This is a genomic window from Streptomyces lunalinharesii, from assembly GCF_039532155.1.
Lineage (GTDB): Bacteria > Actinomycetota > Actinomycetes > Streptomycetales > Streptomycetaceae > Streptomyces > Streptomyces lunalinharesii.
Window position 1 is genome coordinate 377,195 of sequence record NZ_BAAARK010000002.1, and the last position, 15,574, is coordinate 392,768.

Annotated in this window: 13 protein-coding genes; 7 read left to right on the forward strand and 6 right to left on the reverse strand. The window is 72.3% G+C overall.

Going from position 1 to position 15,574, the window contains the following annotated elements; genetic code table 11:
- Window positions 1-195: 195 nt before the first annotated feature.
- The gene (locus ABD385_RS05700; RefSeq protein WP_344573843.1) at window positions 196-1,617 is read left to right on the forward strand and encodes a cysteine desulfurase/sulfurtransferase TusA family protein; all 1,422 of its coding nucleotides are present in this window, start codon (window positions 196-198) and stop codon (window positions 1,615-1,617) included.
- A 19-nt stretch (window positions 1,618-1,636) separates the two neighbouring features.
- Here ABD385_RS05700 and ABD385_RS05705 read toward each other — a convergent pair whose 3' ends face one another.
- Window positions 1,637-2,611, reverse strand: coding sequence for a carbohydrate kinase family protein (locus ABD385_RS05705; protein ID WP_344573844.1), 975 nt, complete (start codon window positions 2,609-2,611; stop codon window positions 1,637-1,639).
- Between the two features lie 310 nt (window positions 2,612-2,921).
- Here ABD385_RS05705 and ABD385_RS05710 point away from each other — a divergent pair, with 310 nt between their 5' ends.
- Window positions 2,922-4,412, forward strand: a complete 1,491-nt coding sequence (locus ABD385_RS05710; RefSeq protein WP_344573845.1) for a hypothetical protein — start codon at window positions 2,922-2,924, stop codon at window positions 4,410-4,412.
- Window positions 4,413-4,496: 84 nt separating this feature from the next.
- On the opposite strand, the gene erpA is transcribed toward ABD385_RS05710, so the two are convergent.
- Window positions 4,497-4,850, reverse strand: a complete 354-nt coding sequence (gene erpA, locus ABD385_RS05715; RefSeq protein WP_344573846.1) for an iron-sulfur cluster insertion protein ErpA — start codon at window positions 4,848-4,850, stop codon at window positions 4,497-4,499.
- Between the two features lie 338 nt (window positions 4,851-5,188).
- On the opposite strand from erpA, the gene nadA reads away from it, so the two are divergent.
- A complete protein-coding gene (nadA, locus tag ABD385_RS05720; RefSeq protein ID WP_486388769.1) occupies window positions 5,189-6,382 on the forward strand; it encodes a quinolinate synthase NadA in 1,194 nt (397 codons plus the stop codon).
- A 527-nt stretch (window positions 6,383-6,909) separates the two neighbouring features.
- Here the strand turns inward: nadA and ABD385_RS05725 are convergent.
- Complete coding sequence (locus ABD385_RS05725) at window positions 6,910-7,218, reverse strand: hypothetical protein (RefSeq protein ID WP_344573848.1); 309 nt, start codon at window positions 7,216-7,218, stop codon at window positions 6,910-6,912.
- 193 nt (window positions 7,219-7,411) lie between these two features.
- On the opposite strand from ABD385_RS05725, the gene ABD385_RS05730 reads away from it, so the two are divergent.
- From ABD385_RS05730 to ABD385_RS05745, 4 genes are all read left to right on the forward strand, one after another.
- Complete coding sequence (locus ABD385_RS05730; RefSeq protein WP_344573849.1) at window positions 7,412-8,257, forward strand: helix-turn-helix domain-containing protein; 846 nt, start codon at window positions 7,412-7,414, stop codon at window positions 8,255-8,257.
- Complete coding sequence (locus tag ABD385_RS05735; protein WP_344573850.1) at window positions 8,236-8,433, forward strand: DUF397 domain-containing protein; 198 nt, start codon at window positions 8,236-8,238, stop codon at window positions 8,431-8,433. The genes ABD385_RS05730 and ABD385_RS05735 overlap by 22 nt, the downstream gene beginning before the upstream one ends.
- A 39-nt stretch (window positions 8,434-8,472) precedes the next feature.
- A complete protein-coding gene (locus tag ABD385_RS05740; protein ID WP_344573851.1) occupies window positions 8,473-8,670 on the forward strand; it encodes a DUF397 domain-containing protein in 198 nt (65 codons plus the stop codon).
- 335 nt (window positions 8,671-9,005) lie between these two features.
- Window positions 9,006-9,926 (forward strand): 4Fe-4S domain-containing protein, encoded by a 921-nt coding sequence (locus tag ABD385_RS05745; RefSeq protein WP_344573852.1) that lies wholly within the window; start codon window positions 9,006-9,008, stop codon window positions 9,924-9,926.
- A 95-nt stretch (window positions 9,927-10,021) separates the two neighbouring features.
- On the opposite strand, the gene ABD385_RS05750 is transcribed toward ABD385_RS05745, so the two are convergent.
- From ABD385_RS05750 to ABD385_RS05760, 3 genes are all read right to left on the reverse strand, one after another.
- Window positions 10,022-13,198, reverse strand: coding sequence for an efflux RND transporter permease subunit (locus ABD385_RS05750; RefSeq protein ID WP_344573853.1), 3,177 nt, complete (start codon window positions 13,196-13,198; stop codon window positions 10,022-10,024).
- Window positions 13,199-13,433: 235 nt separating this feature from the next.
- A complete protein-coding gene (locus ABD385_RS05755; protein WP_344573854.1) occupies window positions 13,434-14,120 on the reverse strand; it encodes a response regulator in 687 nt (228 codons plus the stop codon).
- Window positions 14,121-14,137: 17 nt separating this feature from the next.
- Window positions 14,138-15,499, reverse strand: coding sequence for a sensor histidine kinase (locus ABD385_RS05760; protein WP_344573855.1), 1,362 nt, complete (start codon window positions 15,497-15,499; stop codon window positions 14,138-14,140).
- Window positions 15,500-15,574 lie beyond the last annotated feature (75 nt).

Genomic DNA, 15,574 nt, shown 5'->3' on the forward strand with positions numbered 1-15,574 from the left:
GATGTTTATGCGGACCAAACCCTACTGGACGCTATTTGGGGTCGCGCGGGGAGGGTGCCCAACGCGCCGCATCGCACCCCTAAGGGGTGGCCGAGCCCTTCCCCCACCGGCGTCGTGGGCCCCGATCGCCCCCCGCCGCGGGGCATCTGACGGCCCGCCCGGCGACCCCACCGAGGGTGCTCTACCGTCTCGTACGTGCCCTACTTCGACGCGGCGTCGGCCGCTCCGCTGCACCCGGTCGCCCGGGAGGCCCTGCTCGCCGCGCTCGACGAGGGGTGGGCCGATCCGGCCCGCCTGTACCGCGAGGGGCGACGGGCCCGGCTGTTGCTGGACGCCGCGCGGGAGGCCGCCGCGGACGCCGTGGGGTGTCGCCCCGACGAGCTGACGTTCACCCCTTCGGGGACGCATGCGGTGCATGCCGGCATGTTCGGCGTCCTGGCGGCCCGTCGGCGTGTCGGACGGCGGCTGGTGCACTCCGCGGTGGAGCACTCCGCGGTGCTGCACGTCGCCGAGGTGCACGCCGCGGCCGGTGGGACCGTGACGGAGGTCGGGGTGGACCGGACGGGCCGGGTGGCGGCGGCCGCGGTGGCCGACGCGCTCGGCGGGGACGCGGCACTGGTGTGCCTGCAGTCCGCCAACCACGAGGTGGGCACCGCACAGCCGGTGGAGGAGGTGGCCGCGCGCTGCCGGGAGGCCGGTGTGCCGCTGCTGGTGGACGCGGCGCAGTCGGTGCCGTGGGGACCGGTGCCCGGTGCCTGGTCGGTGCTGACGGCGAGCGCGCACAAGTGGGGCGGGCCGCCCGGGGTCGGGCTGCTGGTCGTCCGCAAGGGGACCCGGTTCGCGCCCCAGGGGCCGCTGGACGAACGGGAGTCGGGGCGCAGCCCGGGTTTCGGGAACCTGCCGGCGGTGGTGGCCGCGGCGGCCGCGCTGCGCGCGCTGCGGGCCGCGGCGGAGGGCGGGTCCGACGAGGCGGTGCGGCTCGGCGGGCTGGTGGACCGGATCCGGGCGCGGGTGCCGGAGCTGGTGCCGGACGTGGAGGTGGTCGGCGATCCGGTGCGGCGGCTGCCGCACCTCGTCACCTTCTCTTGTCTCTATGTCGACGGCGAGGCGCTGTTGCACGAGTTGGACCGGGCCGGGTTCTCCGTTTCCTCCGGTTCGTCGTGTACGTCCAGCACCCTGACGCCGAGCCACGTGTTGCGGGCGATGGGGGTGCTGTCGGAGGGGAACGTCCGGGTGTCGCTGCCGTACGGCACCGAGGCGGCGGACGTGGAGCGGTTCCTGACGGTGCTGCCGCAGGCGGTGCGGTCGGTGCGGGAGCGGTTCGGGGTGCCCGTGGAGGAGCCGGCGCGCCGGGCGGCGGAACCGGCGGCGGTCGCCGAGCCGGCGGCGGCGCCGGGGGTGGTGGTGGACGCGCTCGGCCGGCGCTGCCCGGTGCCGGTCATCGAGCTGGCGAAGGTGATCGACCAGGTGCCGGTCGGCGGGACGGTGACGGTGCTCGCCGACGACGTGGCGGCCCGGCAGGACATCCCCGCGTGGTGCGCGATGCGGGAGCAGGAGTACGTCGGCGAGGAGCCGGCGGAACGCGGCGCCGCCTACGTGGTGCGGCGCCGCGTCTGAGGCCGGGCGGCCCGGTGGGTCAGACCAGGAACTGACGGACCTCGCCGGCGGCGTCGTGGCCGTACGCCTTGGTGAAGCGGTCCATGAAGGAGCTGCGGTGCAGCTCGTACTCCTGGGTGCCGACGGTCTCGATGACCAGGGTGGCCAGCATGCAGCCGATCTGGGCGGCGCGCTCCAGGCCGACGCCCCAGGCCAGGCCGGACAGGAAGCCGGCGCGGAAGGCGTCGCCGACGCCGGTCGGGTCGGCCTTGACCTTCTCCTCGGCGACGCCGACCTCGATGTCCGGCTCGCCGACCCGCTGGATGCGGACGCCGTTGGAGCCGAGGGTGGTGACGCGGGTGCCGACCTTGGCGAGGATCTCCTCGGCGGTCCACCCGGTCTTGGACTCGATGAGCCCGGCCTCGTACTCGTTGTTGAAGAGGTAGGTCGCGCCCTCCATGAGGAGGCGGATGTTCTCGCCGTCCATCCGGGCGATCTGCTGGGAGAAGTCGGCGGCGAAGGGGATGCCGCGGGTCCGGCACTCCTCGGTGTGCCGGATCATCGCCTCGGGGTCGTCCGCGCCGATCAGGACCAGGTCCAGGCCGCCGACCCGGTCGGCCACCGTCTGGAGCTCGATCAGCCGGGCCTCGCTCATGGCACCGGTGTAGAAGGAGCCGAGCTGGTTGTGGTCGGCGTCGGTGGTGCAGACGAAGCGGGCGGTGTGCAGGACCTCGGAGATGTGCACCGAGTGGGTGTCGACACCGTGCCGGTCGAGCCAGGCGCGGTACTCCTCGAAGTCGCTGCCCGCGGCACCGACCAGGATCGGCCGGATGCCGAGCTGGCCCATGCCGAAGCAGATATTGGGCGCGACCCCGCCGCGGCGGACGTCGAGCTGGTCGACCAGGAAGGAGAGGGAGATCGTATGCAGCTGGTCGGCGACCAACTGGTCGGCGAAGCGGCCGGGGAAGGTCATCAGGTGGTCGGTGGCAATGGAGCCGGAGACTGCGATACGCACGGCGGGTCTGCTCCTGCGGAGGGCGTGGGGTCGGGCGGACGGAGGGCAACGCTACCCGGCGAGGGGCCCGGCATCTGCCCATTCCTGGACACTTCGAAAAGCGCGAAAACACCTCATGATAGGGCGTTTCAAGCGGGGCTGACGGGCGTCTCTTGTGGTGCGCACCGTCTGTTGTGAGGGCCGTCACAGGGGGTGCGGGGCGGCGGGGCGGACGGCGTGCGGGGAACCGTCCGCGCCCCTGTTCCGTCCCATCGGCGTCCACCCTGCCGGGTGGCACGTCAGATGACCGGCGGAGCTGAAGGAGCGAGCGGTGAGCACCGAGGAGACCCCGCAGAGCCAGGACACCCCCCAGGCCACCCGACCCGAACGGCGCGGCCGGCGCACTCCCCTGGTGGTCGCGTCGGTGGCCGGCGCGGTGCTGGCCGTCGGAGGCGGCGCGGCGTACTGGGCCTCGTCCGCGTCCGACGGCGCCGGGCAGGCCGGCGCGGCCGACGGCGGGCCGCCGCCGCTGGCGCTGGATTCGGCGTCGATCGCGGTCGGCGAGCCGGCCCCGCACCACGACCAGTACCGCGTGGTGGGCAAGCTCCCCGACGGCCCGCGGTCCGCACCCGTCTACCGGCCCACGGGCGGAATCGACCAGTCCGCCGTGGCGCGACTGGCGAAGGCGTTGGACGTGGCCGGATCGGTGCGGTCGGACGGCACCTGGTGGGCGGTCGGCACGCCGGGGCCGGACGGTCGGGGCACCACGCTGCGGGTCGCCAAGACCGGCGCGGGGAACTGGGTGTTCAGCCGGTTCGGCGGCGGCGACGGGACCAAGTGCCCGCTGACCGACGGCCGGTCGGGCTGTCCGTCGTACCGGGGCGGGACGGACGGTGCGGACGCCGGGAGCGGGGCCGGTGGGGACGCCGGCAGCGGTCCGGCGTCCGAGGCGACGGCCCGGCAGGCGGTGCGGCCGGTGCTGGCCGCGCTCGGCCAGCCGGATGCCCGGCTCGACGCGCACCAGACGTTCGCCGCGGTGCGGGTGGTGACCGCCGACCCGGTGATCGGCGGGCTGCCGACGTTCGGCTGGCAGAGCCGGCTCCAGGTCGGTTCGGACGGACAACTGGTCGGCGGCAGCGGCGAGTTGGCGAATCCGACGAAGGGGGCGGAGTACCCCGTCCGGGACGCCAGGACGACGCTGAGCGAGCTGAACGGCGACGGTCGGACGATGCACCCGCTGGCCCACTGCCCGTCGGCGCCCACCTTCCAGCAGAAGGGCGACAAGGCCCCGCAGGGCGGCGGGATAGCGCCCTGCGAGCCGTCGCCGAACGGCAAGCCGGCGGTGTCCGAGGTGACCGGTGCGGCCTTCGGGCTCGCGGTGCGGTACTCGCACGGCGGGCAGGTGCTGGTGCCGTCCTGGCTGTACACGGTGCGCACGCCGGGCGCCGCGGGTACGCCGGGCACCACCTCGACGATCGCCGGGACCGCGGTGGAACCGAAGTTCCTGCGGGGCAGTGAACCGGCGGGCCCGAAGCCGTCCCGGCCGGGGACCACCGCGATGACGCTGTCCGGCTACCAGGTGGCGGACGACGGCCGGACGCTGACCGTCCACTTCTGGGGCGGGGTGTGCAGCACCTACACGGCCGGCGTGCAGGAGTCGGGCGGCACGGTGCGGGTCACGGTCACCGGGAAGGACAAGCACCCCGGCCAGATCTGCGTGAAGATCGCCAAGGACTTCAGCAAGACCGTGACGCTGGAGAAGCCGCTGGACGGCCGGACGGTGGTGGACGCCACGTCCGGCAAGTCGGTGGCGCCGCGGTAACCGGCGGCGGGACGCACGAAAAGGCGGCACCCCCGGCCGAGGGTGCCGCCTTTCACGTGCCGTGGCCCGTGGGCCCGGGCAGGGTCAGCTGAAGGAGTCGCCGCAGGCGCAGGAGCCCGTGGCGTTCGGGTTGTCGATCGTGAAGCCCTGCTTCTCAATCGTGTCGACGAAGTCGATGGAGGCGCCGCCCAGGTAGGGAGCGCTCATCCGGTCGGTGACGACCTTGACGCCGTCGAACTCCTTGACGACGTCGCCGTCGAGCGAGCGCTCGTCGAAGAAGAGCTGGTAGCGCAGGCCCGAGCAGCCGCCGGGCTGGACCGCGACGCGCAGCGCGAGGTCGTCCCGGCCTTCCTGCTCCAGCAGGGTCCTGACCTTCGACGCGGCCGCGTCGGACAGGATGATGCCGTCGGTGACGGTGGTCTCGTCCTGAACGCTCATCTACATCTCTCCCGGGTTGTACGGACCGCTTGCCATCGGTTGCGAACAGTTCCAACCGGCGGCGTCCCGGATTAATTCCGGCTGCGCGTGATCTGTCCTTCTCTTTCTTCATGCTCGCACACCGACGGGCGGACGCCCCAGGCCCGACCGGCGGGCGGGGTGGCCCGCGGGCCACGCGGCTGGTGCGTCACATCGACACTATGGCCATCGTCAAAGTGACGTGAACCGGCTATGATAGATAGCGTCAAATAGACGAAAAGGCGGAGCCGCAGCGCATCCCGCCGTCCCCGCAGAGACCGTCCGCAAGGACTTTCCGCAGAGAAGAGAGGGTGCGTGTCGTGACCACCGCCCAGCCCCTGGACGTCCAGCCCACCCCGCTGGCGCTGCTCCTCCTCGGCCGCGAGGCCGACCCGAAGAGCGAGCGCGGCGTGGAGTGCCCCGGTGACCTGCCGGCGCCCTCCGACCCGGACCTGGTCGCGCGCGCCCGCGCCGCCAAGGCCAAGCTGGGCGAGAAGGTCTTCGTCCTCGGGCACCACTACCAGCGCGACGAGGTCATCGAGTTCGCGGACGTCACCGGCGACTCCTTCAAGCTCGCGCGGGACGCCGCGGCCCGGCCCGACGCGGAGTACATCGTCTTCTGCGGCGTGCACTTCATGGCCGAGTCGGCGGACATCCTCACCGGCGACGACCAGCAGGTGATCCTCCCCGACCTGGCCGCTGGCTGCTCGATGGCCGACATGGCCACCGCCGAGCAGGTCGCCGAGTGCTGGGACGTGCTCACCGAGGCGGGCGTCGCCGAGCAGGTGGTGCCGGTCTCGTACATGAACTCCTCGGCCGACATCAAGGCGTTCACCGGCAAGCACGGCGGCACGATCTGCACCTCGTCGAACGCCAAGCGGGCGCTGGAGTGGGCCTTCGACCAGGGGGAGGACCGGGCGACCACCAAGGTCCTCTTCCTGCCGGACCAGCACCTGGGCCGCAACACGGCCGTGCGGGACATGGGCATGTCCCTGGACGACTGCGTGGTCTACAACCCGCACAAGCCGAACGGCGGGCTGACCGCCGAGGAGCTGCGGGCCGCGAAGATGATCCTGTGGCGCGGTCACTGCTCGGTGCACGGCCGCTTCTCGCTGGACTCGGTGAACGACGTGCGGGCCCGCATCCCGGGCGTGAACGTCCTGGTCCACCCCGAGTGCAAGCACGAGGTCGTGGCGGCGGCGGACCAGGTCGGGTCGACCGAGTACATCATCAAGGCCCTGGAGGCGGCGCCGGCCGGCTCCAAGTGGGCGATCGGCACCGAGCTGAACCTCGTCCGCCGCCTGGCCAACCGCTTCGCGCCCGAGGGCAAGGAGATCGTCTTCCTCGACAAGACGGTCTGCTTCTGCTCGACCATGAACCGCATCGACCTGCCGCACCTGGTCTGGACGCTGGAGTCGCTGGCGGACGGCAAGGTCGTCAACCGCATCCAGGTCGACGAGGAGACCGAGCACTTCGCCAAGCTGGCGCTGGAGCGGATGCTGGCGCTGCCGTAGGCGGCGGGATGCCGCAACGCGGCGGGCGGGGCGGTCCATGGGTGGACCGCCCCGCCCGCCGCGTTGCGGCCCGTCGCCCGCTGGTCGGTGTACTCGACCGTCACCGGCGCGGTGTCGTTCTCCCGGCGGGGGTCGGCCGCGGGGGCGGACGGCGCGGAGTCGGGCGCGGCGTGGCCTCGGTCGCGACGACCTTCACGACGATGTCGTCGGCGACGTCGGTGTCCCCCGGTCGCCTGGAGGAAGACCTGGCACTCGGTCGGGGCGTCCTCCTGCCCCGCTCCGGTGGGCCGTGGGAGGTAGTGCGTGCGCATCGCGTGGGTGAGCGCCGGCCCGGGGCCCGAGGACCGCTGCGCCACCTCCGACGCCTGCCGCGCCGACCCGGGGCCCGACTTCCCCCCGTCCGCGGCGGACGGCGGCCTTCGGGCCAGGCCGGGGCCGGGGCGCACTCGCTCGTGGTCCCTTCGTGAAGGGCCAGACCACGCCGCGAACCGAACGGTTGCACGATGCGCGCAGGGGGCGCCGCCCCGTTACCCCGCCTCATCCCGGTCACCGGGCTCCGGCAGCCGCTCGCCCCGGCTGACGGCGATCCGCCGGACGTCGCGCAGCGCCGCGCGCAACCCGACCACCAACCCGCTCAACTCCCTCCGCCCGGCCTCCGGTCCGGGCGGCGGGTCGGTGTCCGCGAGCAGCTTCCCGGCGGCGGCGAGCATCTCCTCCTCCACGTCGTCGGCCAGCAGCGACATCCGGCTGCACGGATCGTCCGTGATGAGGAAGCACGGCGCGCCGTCGTCCCGGGTCCAGGGCAACAGCCGTGGCGTGGTGGTGCGTTGGGCCATGGGGGGCGTCCTTTCGGCGGGCTCCGGCCCCGGATGGCGAAGCACGCTTGCGGGGGCTGGAGTTCGGATCTCGACTGTGCTTACCGTCTGTATCGACATCGTCGCTGTGTGAGACATGGCCTCAACAGCCATGCGTCGTCCCCGCGTTGAGAGCGGGAGCATTCGAATTCCGGAAAACACGAAGGGCGGAACAGTGAAGTTCGCACCCAAGATCCTGACCCCGTACGTATCGGCCCGGCACCACTTCGGCTCGGAGCTGCGCCGCTACCGGGAAGAGGTCAGGATGTCGCTGGTCCAGCTGGCCGACATCGTGAACTCCAGCAAGAGCAATCTGGCCCGCGTCGAGACGGCCGAGATGATGCCGCCGCCGGAACTCCCCTCCGCCCTGGACGCGGCCTTCGGCACGGGCAAGCACTTCCACGGCCTGTACCAGTTGGCGAAACGGGAGGTGCATCCGGATCAGTACCGGCGGTTCATGGACTGCGAAGCCCAGGCGACGGTCATCGAGAACTACGAACCGCAGGTAGTGCCTGGGCCGTTGCAGACACCTGATTACGCCCGAGCACTGCTGCGCTGCCAGGAGGAGCTGGCCGAGGGCCAGGTCGAGGAACGGGTCAACGCTCGCATCTCCCGCCAGGAGCGGCAGCGCTCCGACGACCCACCGCTCCGCTGGGCCATCATCGATGAGTCCATCCTCAGGCGTCGCATCGGGGACGCGGAGTGCATGCACAAACAGCTGGCTTCACTGCTGAGGCAGGCAGATACTCGGGACAGCAAAATTCAGGTGATGCCGTTCAGCGGGGGTGGCCACTCACTCATGAGCGGCGCACTGACTCTGCTGACGCTGCCGAACAGCTCCACGATTGCCTACGAGGAAGGCATCAAGTTCGGTCATCTCTACGAGGACTCGGCGCGGGTGATGAAATGGCGACGCCAGTACGAGGTGCTTCGCGCCAACGCCCTCACAGTGGCCGACTCCGTGAAGCTGATCCGAACCACAATGGAGGACTACACGTCATGCGACACAGCCCCGAACTGAGCACCGCCCGCTGGCGCAAGAGCAGCTACAGCAATACCAACGGGGGCAACTGCGTCGAGATCAGTGAGGACTTCCCGGGCATCGTCCCCGTCCGCGACAGCAAGACCCCCGACGGACCCGCGCTCGTCATCCCCACCACCGCCTGGACGGCGTTCGTCCGGACGCTCAAGGACTGAGGCGGCAAACCGAGACCGAGCAACGGAGGACTACTCGCCATGCAACACACCCCCGAACTGAGCACCGCCCGCTGGCGCAAGAGCAGCTACAGCAACACCAACGGTGGGGAATGCATCGAGATCGCCGACCACTTCCCCGGCATCGTCCCCGTCCGCGACAGCAAGACCCCCAACGGACCCGCGCTCGTCATCCCCACCACCGCCTGGACGGCGTTCGTCCAGACGCTCAAGGGCTGAGGCGGGGCCCCGGGCAACACGAGAAAACCAGGTCAGCCCGTCCCGATCGACTGTCGGGACGGGCTGATGGCTGATGCGGTGCGCGCGGAGTGCGGCGGGCTGCCGGCCGCGGGGCGTTCATGGACGACCTCAGCTGAGGGGCGAAGCAGCTCCGCAGACATGTTGCGTACATGACACCACGTCGTCGTTGCCCCCGCGAGAGACCCCGTGACCAGCAGAAACAAGGCTCTGCCCCCCTTCCTCTTTTCCGGTGCGGCGCGGGAACCTCAGGACCGCGAGAGGCAGGGAAACCATCGGGCCCAGCCAGGCACAGGGGTCAAGGAGGCAGAAGGACCGTGAACACCACAGCGGACGGCCGGTCGGCGCCCTCAGCGCAGGACGACGGCGGCGGCGACTGGTACGTGGATGACCGGTGCACCAACTGCGACGTGGCGCGGCAGCTCGCGCCGGAGCTGATCGAGGAGGTCGACGGCCGGTCCGAAGTGGTCCGGCAGCCGCGCGGGGCGGCGGAGGAACGGCAGCTGCACGCGGTGGCGTTCGCCTGTCCGACGCGGTCGGTCCGACGGCGTGACGGCCGGGTGGCGGCGGAGCTGGACCCGTTCCCGTTGCGGCTCGACGACGCGGTCAGCTTCTGCGGGCACAACTCGCGGCACACCGCGGGGGCCAACGCGTACCTGCTGCGGCGGCCGGGCGGCACCCAGATGATGATCGACACCCCGCGGTTCAGCGAGCCGCTGGCCGAGCGGTTCGAGGCGGCCGGGGCGGTGACGGACGTGCTGCTCACCCACCGGGACCACGCCGCGCACGGGCGCCGCTACGCCGACCGCTTCGGGGCCCGGCTGTGGATCCACGAGGGCGACCTGGACGCGGCGCCGGACGCGGACCGGGTGGTGCGGGGCACCGATCCGGTGGAGGTCGCCGCGGGGGTGGTGGTCCACCCGCTGCCCGGCCACACCCTGGGCAGCGTGCTCTACGTCGCGGACGAGCGGTACTGCTTCAGCGGCGACAGCTTCTACTGGTCGCGGGCGACCGGGGACGTCGAGGTGGCGGACAGCGTCACCTGGTACTCGATCACGGAGCTGGCGGCGTCGCTGGCCCGGACCGTCGGGCGGCTGCGCTTCGCGTGGCTGCTGGCCGGGCACGGGGACCGCAAGCACCTGCCGGAGGGGGAAATGGCCCGGCGGATGCGGGAGTTGACCGCCCGGACGCAGGCGCTGCGGCCGCGGCCGGTGGACTTCGCGGCGGTGCGGTGGTGAGCGGGGCCCGGGCGCCCCGGGCCTGACACGGGAGCCCCCGCGGCCGTCGGATGCGGTCGCGGGGGCTCCGTGGGGTGGTGCGGTGCGGCGGGCCGTCAGACGCCGGCCGGCTCCGGAGTGCGGTCGGCGTCCGCGGGGGCCGCGGGGCCGCCGCCCTGCCCGGTCCGCTTCGCCGCCTTCTTCTTCGCCCGGCGCTCCTTGCGGAGTTCGATGATCGCGTAGAGCGTCGGGACGAGGAGGAGGGTGAGCAGCGTGGAGGTGATCAGACCGCCGATCACGACCACCGCCAGCGGCTGGGAGATGAAGCCGCCGCTGTCGCCGGTGATCGACAGTGCCATCGGCAGCAGCGCCATGATCGTGGCCAGGGCGGTCATCAGGATCGGGCGGAGGCGGTGCCGGCCGCCCTCGATGACCGCCTCGACGACGCCGTAGCCCTGCGCCCGGTACTGGTTGATCAGGTCGATCAGCACGATGGCGTTGGTGACCACGATGCCGACCAGCATCAGCATGCCGATCATCGCCGGGACGCCCAGCGGGGTGCCGGTGGCGACCAGCAGGCCGATCGCGCCGGTCGCCGCGAACGGGATCGAGATCAGCAGGATCAGCGGCTGGACGATCGACCGGAAGGTGCCCACCAGCAGCAGGAAGACGATCGCGATGGCCGCCAGCATGGCCAGGCCCAGCTTGCCGAACGCGTCGGACTGGTCCTGGGAGACGCCGCCGACGGTCGCGGTGGCGCCGGCCGGCAGCTTCAGCGCGTCGATCTTGCTCTGGAGCTTGGTGGAGACCGCGCCGGTGTTGTCGCCGGTCGGCTTCGCGGTGACGGTCGCCGAACGGGCGCCGTCGATCCGGGTCATCTGGACCGGACCCGCCACGGTCTTGACGGTGGCGAGGTCGCCGAGCCGGGCCATCCCGGACGGGGTCGGCAGCGGCAGGTCCTTCAGCTGGGCCTCGGTGGTGGCCGGGTGCGCCGACTTGATCACCACGTCGCGCTCGGTGTCGTCGAGCACGGCCTGACCGCTGGGGGTGCCGCTGACGGCCTGCGCGACGGCCTGGCCGAGCGCGGCCTGCGAGTAACCGGCCGCGGCGGCCTTCTCGTTGGGTGTCACGGAGATCCGCGGCACCGACTGCGACAGGTCGCTCTGGACGTCGGTGACGTGGTCCAGGCCCGCGACGGCCTTGCGGACCTGCTCGCTGGCCTGCGCCAGGACGTCGGCGTCGCCGGCCTTGACGACCACGCTGAGGTCCTGGTTGCCGAAGCCGCCGCCGCCCGCGCTGACGGAGGTGTCGCCGGCGGCCGGGCCGAGCTTGGCCAGGTCGGCGCGGAGGTCCTCGGTGACCTTGTCGGAGTCGGCCGCGCTCTTGAGCTTGACCTGGTAGCTGGCCTGGTTGGCGCCGGAGCCGCCGCCGAAGGCCGCCATCATCCCGGAGGAGCCGACGGTGACCTGGTAGTCCTGCACGTCCTTGTTGGCCGCGAGGACCTTCTCGACCCGCTTGGCCTGCGCGTCGGCCGCGGTCAGGCTGGTGCCGGGCGTCAGCTCCTGCTTGATGCTCAGGGTGTCCTGCTTGCCCTGGTCGAAGAAGGTGGTCTTGAGAAGCGGGGCCATGCCGAAGGTGCCGAGGAGGATCACCACGGCGATCAGCAGGCTGATCGCGCGGCGGCGGGTGGCGAAGCGCAGCACCGGGACGTAGAGCCGCTGCAGCGCGCTGCGGGACTCCTTCTCCTCGGCCTTGCGGCGCAGTTCCTCGGGGTCGGCGCCCTCGGGCAGCTGCGGGGCGCGCAGGAACCAGTAGGACAGCACCGGCACCACGGTCAGCGACACCAGCAGCGAGGAGAGCAGCGCGACGGTGACGGTGATGGAGAAGGAGCCGAAGAGGGCGCCGACCATGCCGCCGACCACGCCGATCGGGAGGAAGACCGCGACCGTGGTGAGGGTCGAGGAGGTGATCGCGCCGGAGACCTCCTTGACGGCCTTGAGGATCGCCTCGCGGCGCTCCTCGCCGTAGCCCAGGTGCCGCTTGATGTTCTCCAGGACGACGATCGAGTCGTCGACGACCCGGCCGATCGCGATGGTCAGACCGCCCAGGGTCAGCACGTTCAGGGAGAGGTCACCGGTCCACAGCACGATCAGGGTGATGACCACGGACAGCGGGATGGAGACCGCGGTGACCAGCGTCGAGCGCAGGCTCAGCAGGAAGACCAGGATCACGATCACGGCCATCACCAGGCCGAGCAGGCCCTCGGTGGTCAGCGACTCGATGGACTTGGAGACCTGCGGGCCCTGGTCGGAGGCGATGGTGACGCTCGCGCCGGCGCCCAGGTCCTTGCGGATCGAGTCCAGCTTGCCCTTGACCGCGTCGGAGATGGCGACGGCGCTGCCGTCCTGGTTCATCGTCACGGTGACCGAGAGGCTGGGCTTGCCGTCGGTGCGGGTGATCGAGGTCGGGGTGGCCGACGCCTCCTTGACGGTGGCGACGTCGCCGAGCCGGACCGGCTTGCCGCCCTGGCCGCCGCCCATCGGGCCGGCCGCCGGGGTGACCATCAGGTCCCTGATCTGCGCGACGGAGGTGAAGCCGGCGCCGACCTGCACGGTCCTGCTGCGGCCGTCCTCGGAGAAGGCACCGGCCGGCACCGACGTGCCGTTGGCCTGGAGCGCCTGGCCGAGCGCGGCGGAGTTCAGGCCCGCGGCGGCCATCTTCTTGTCGTCCGGGGTGACCGCGACGATCCGGTCCTGCACGCCGCCGACGTTGACCTGGCCGACGCCGTCGATGTTCTTCAGGTCCGGGACGACCGTGCGGTTCAGCTGGTCGGCGAGGGTCTGCTGGTCCTTGGAGGTGGAGGAGACGGCGAGCACGACCGTGGGCAGGTCGTCGGTGCCGCCGGAGACCACCTGCGGGTCCACGTCCTTGGGCAGCTTCGCCCGGGCCCGGTTGACGGCCTGCTGGACGTCGGCGACCAGGGTCTTGGAGTCGTTGCCGTAGTCGAACTGCGCCATGATGACGCCGGAGCCCTCGCTCGACGTCGAGGTGACGCTCTTGATGCCGTTGACCGCCTGGATGCCGTTCTCCAGCGGCTCGACCACCTGCTTTTCGACGACATCGGGGGAGGCGCCCTGGTACGGGGCGATCACGGAGACCATCGGCAGGTCGATGGACGGCAGGAGCTGCTGCTTGAGCTGCGGGATCGCGATGGCGCCGAAGGCGATCGCGACGATCGACATCAGCGCTATCAGGCCCCGTTGTACGAGGCTGATTCGGGACAGCCAGGACATGGGTGGGGGTCTCTCTCTTCGGTTCAGAAAAGCGGGTACCGAGGGCGGGGAACGCCGGCGGGAGCCGTGTTCGGGCCCGGCGGGAGGGCCGACACCGGCCCACCTACACCTTCGGCCATGGCCAGGCCGGTTTTCCTCGCTCGCAGGTCGGTTTCCGGCCGCCGCCCGTACCGCGTTCGGAGTACGGGGGACTCCACCCGTTCTGCACCCCTGGGCGTACGGGCCGGGACCGCGCTCAGTGCGTCCGCGGGCGGACCAGTCCCGACTCGTAGGCGATGACGACGAGTTGGGCCCGGTCGCGGGCGCCGAGCTTGGCCATCGCACGGTTGACGTGCGTCTTGACGGTGAGCGGGCTGACGTCCAGCTGCACGGCGATCTCGTCGTTGGACAGCCCGCCGGCCACCAGCACCAGCACCTCGCGCTCCCGGCCGGTCAGCGTGGCCAGCCGCTCGGCGCCCGCACCGCCGGGCCGCTCCCCCTCCGCGCCGTCGCCCTGGGCGAGGAACTTGGCGATCAGGCCCTTGGTGGCGACGGGCGAGAGCAGCGCCTCCCCGCCGGCCGCGATCCGGATCGCGTGCAGCAGCTCGTCCGGCTCGGCGCCCTTGCCGAGGAAGCCGCTGGCGCCGGCCCGCAGCGACTGCACGACGTAGTCGTCGACCTCGAAGGTGGTGAGGATGACCACCTTGACGTCGGTCAGGTCCGGGTCCTGGCTGATCAGGCGGGTGGCGGCCAGGCCGTCGGTGCCGGGCATCCGGATGTCCATCAGGACGACGTCCGGGCGCTGCGCGCGGGCCAGTTCGTACGCCTGCGCCCCGTCGGACGCCTCGCCCACCACCCGCATGTCCGGTTCGGAGTCGACCAGGATGCGAAACGCGCTGCGCAGCAGCGTCTGGTCGTCGGCCAGCAACACCTTGATGGTCATCCCCGTCGCCCTCACGCTCATGTCGTCCCGCCGGTGCGCGCGCCGCCCAGGGGCAGGGTGACCCGCACCTGGAAGCCACCGGCCGCGCGGGGGCCGGTGACGACCGTGCCGCGCAGCGCCTGGACCCGTTCGCGCATGCCGATCAGACCATGCCCGCCGCCGCCCTCCGGCACGGCCCCCTCCCCCACGGCGCCCGAGGCGTGCGCCCCGGCGCCGCGCCCGTCGTCCTGCACGGTGACGGTCAGCGCGCCCTCGGTCCGCACGATCCGCACCGCGGCACGGGCCCCGTCGCCGGCGTGCTTGTGGACGTTGGTCAGCGCCTCCTGGACGACGCGGTACGCGGTCAGGTCCACCGAGGCGGGCAGGGCGGGCTGCGGACCGGGCGGCAGCTCCAGGGCGACCGGCAACCCGGACCGGACGAACCCGTCGACCAGCTGGTCCAGGACGCCGAGGCCGGGCGCCGGCTCGGTGGGCGCCTTCGGGTCGTCGGACTGGCGCAGCAGGCCGACCGTGGCGCGCAGCTCCTCCAGGGCCGAACGGGATGCCTCCCGGACGTGCGCCAGGGCCTGTTTTGCCTGGTCGGGGCGGTTGTCCATGACGTGGGACGCGACCCCGGCCTGGACGTTGACCAGGGCGATGTGGTGGGCGACCACGTCGTGCAGTTCGCGGGCGATGCGCAGCCGTTCCTCGGCGACCTGGCGGCGGGCCTCCTCCTCACGGGTGCGTTCGGCGCGCTCGGCCCGCTCGCGGATGGCGTCCACGTAGGCCCGGCGGCTGCGGACCGCGTCGCCGGCGGCGGCCGCCATCCCGGTCCAGGCGAAGATCGCCAGGTTCTCCTGGGCGTACCAGGTGCGGTGCCCGAAGAACATCGCGGCGGCGGTCAGCACCACGCAGGTGAGCGCGCCGATCCGCCAGGTGGTGGGGCGGTCGGTGTGCGAGGCCACGGTGAACAGGGCGATCACCGCCGCGCCGGCGACCGGGGCGCGCGGGTCGTTGGACTGCGCGACCAGCTCCACGATGGTCAGCGCGCCGGTCGCGGCCAGCACCGTGCGGGGCAGCCGGCGGCGCAGCACCAGCGCACCGCAGGCGAGCGCGGCCAGCACCACCGTGGTGGCGGTGAGTTCGCGGGCGGCGAAGCGGGGCAGGTGCGCACCGTGCGCGCCGTGCGGGCCGGCCACCGCGCCGCACAGGATCGCCACGAACGCCACCACCGCCACGGCGGCGTCGAACGCGAGCCGGTGGTGGCGGTGCCACTGGCGGAGCCGGGCGACGCGGGTCGCATCCCCGTCGGCCTTGTCGCCGAAGCGCGACGCGCCGGGGCCCGGGGCGGCCGGCTGGGGGCACCTCCCGGCGGTCGCCGGGGACGGATCGGGGGTCACAGCAGGCAACGGTAACGCCCCGGTCCCTCGAAGGGGCCGGGGCGCTGTCGGTAGTGCGCTGGGTGTGCGGTGCGG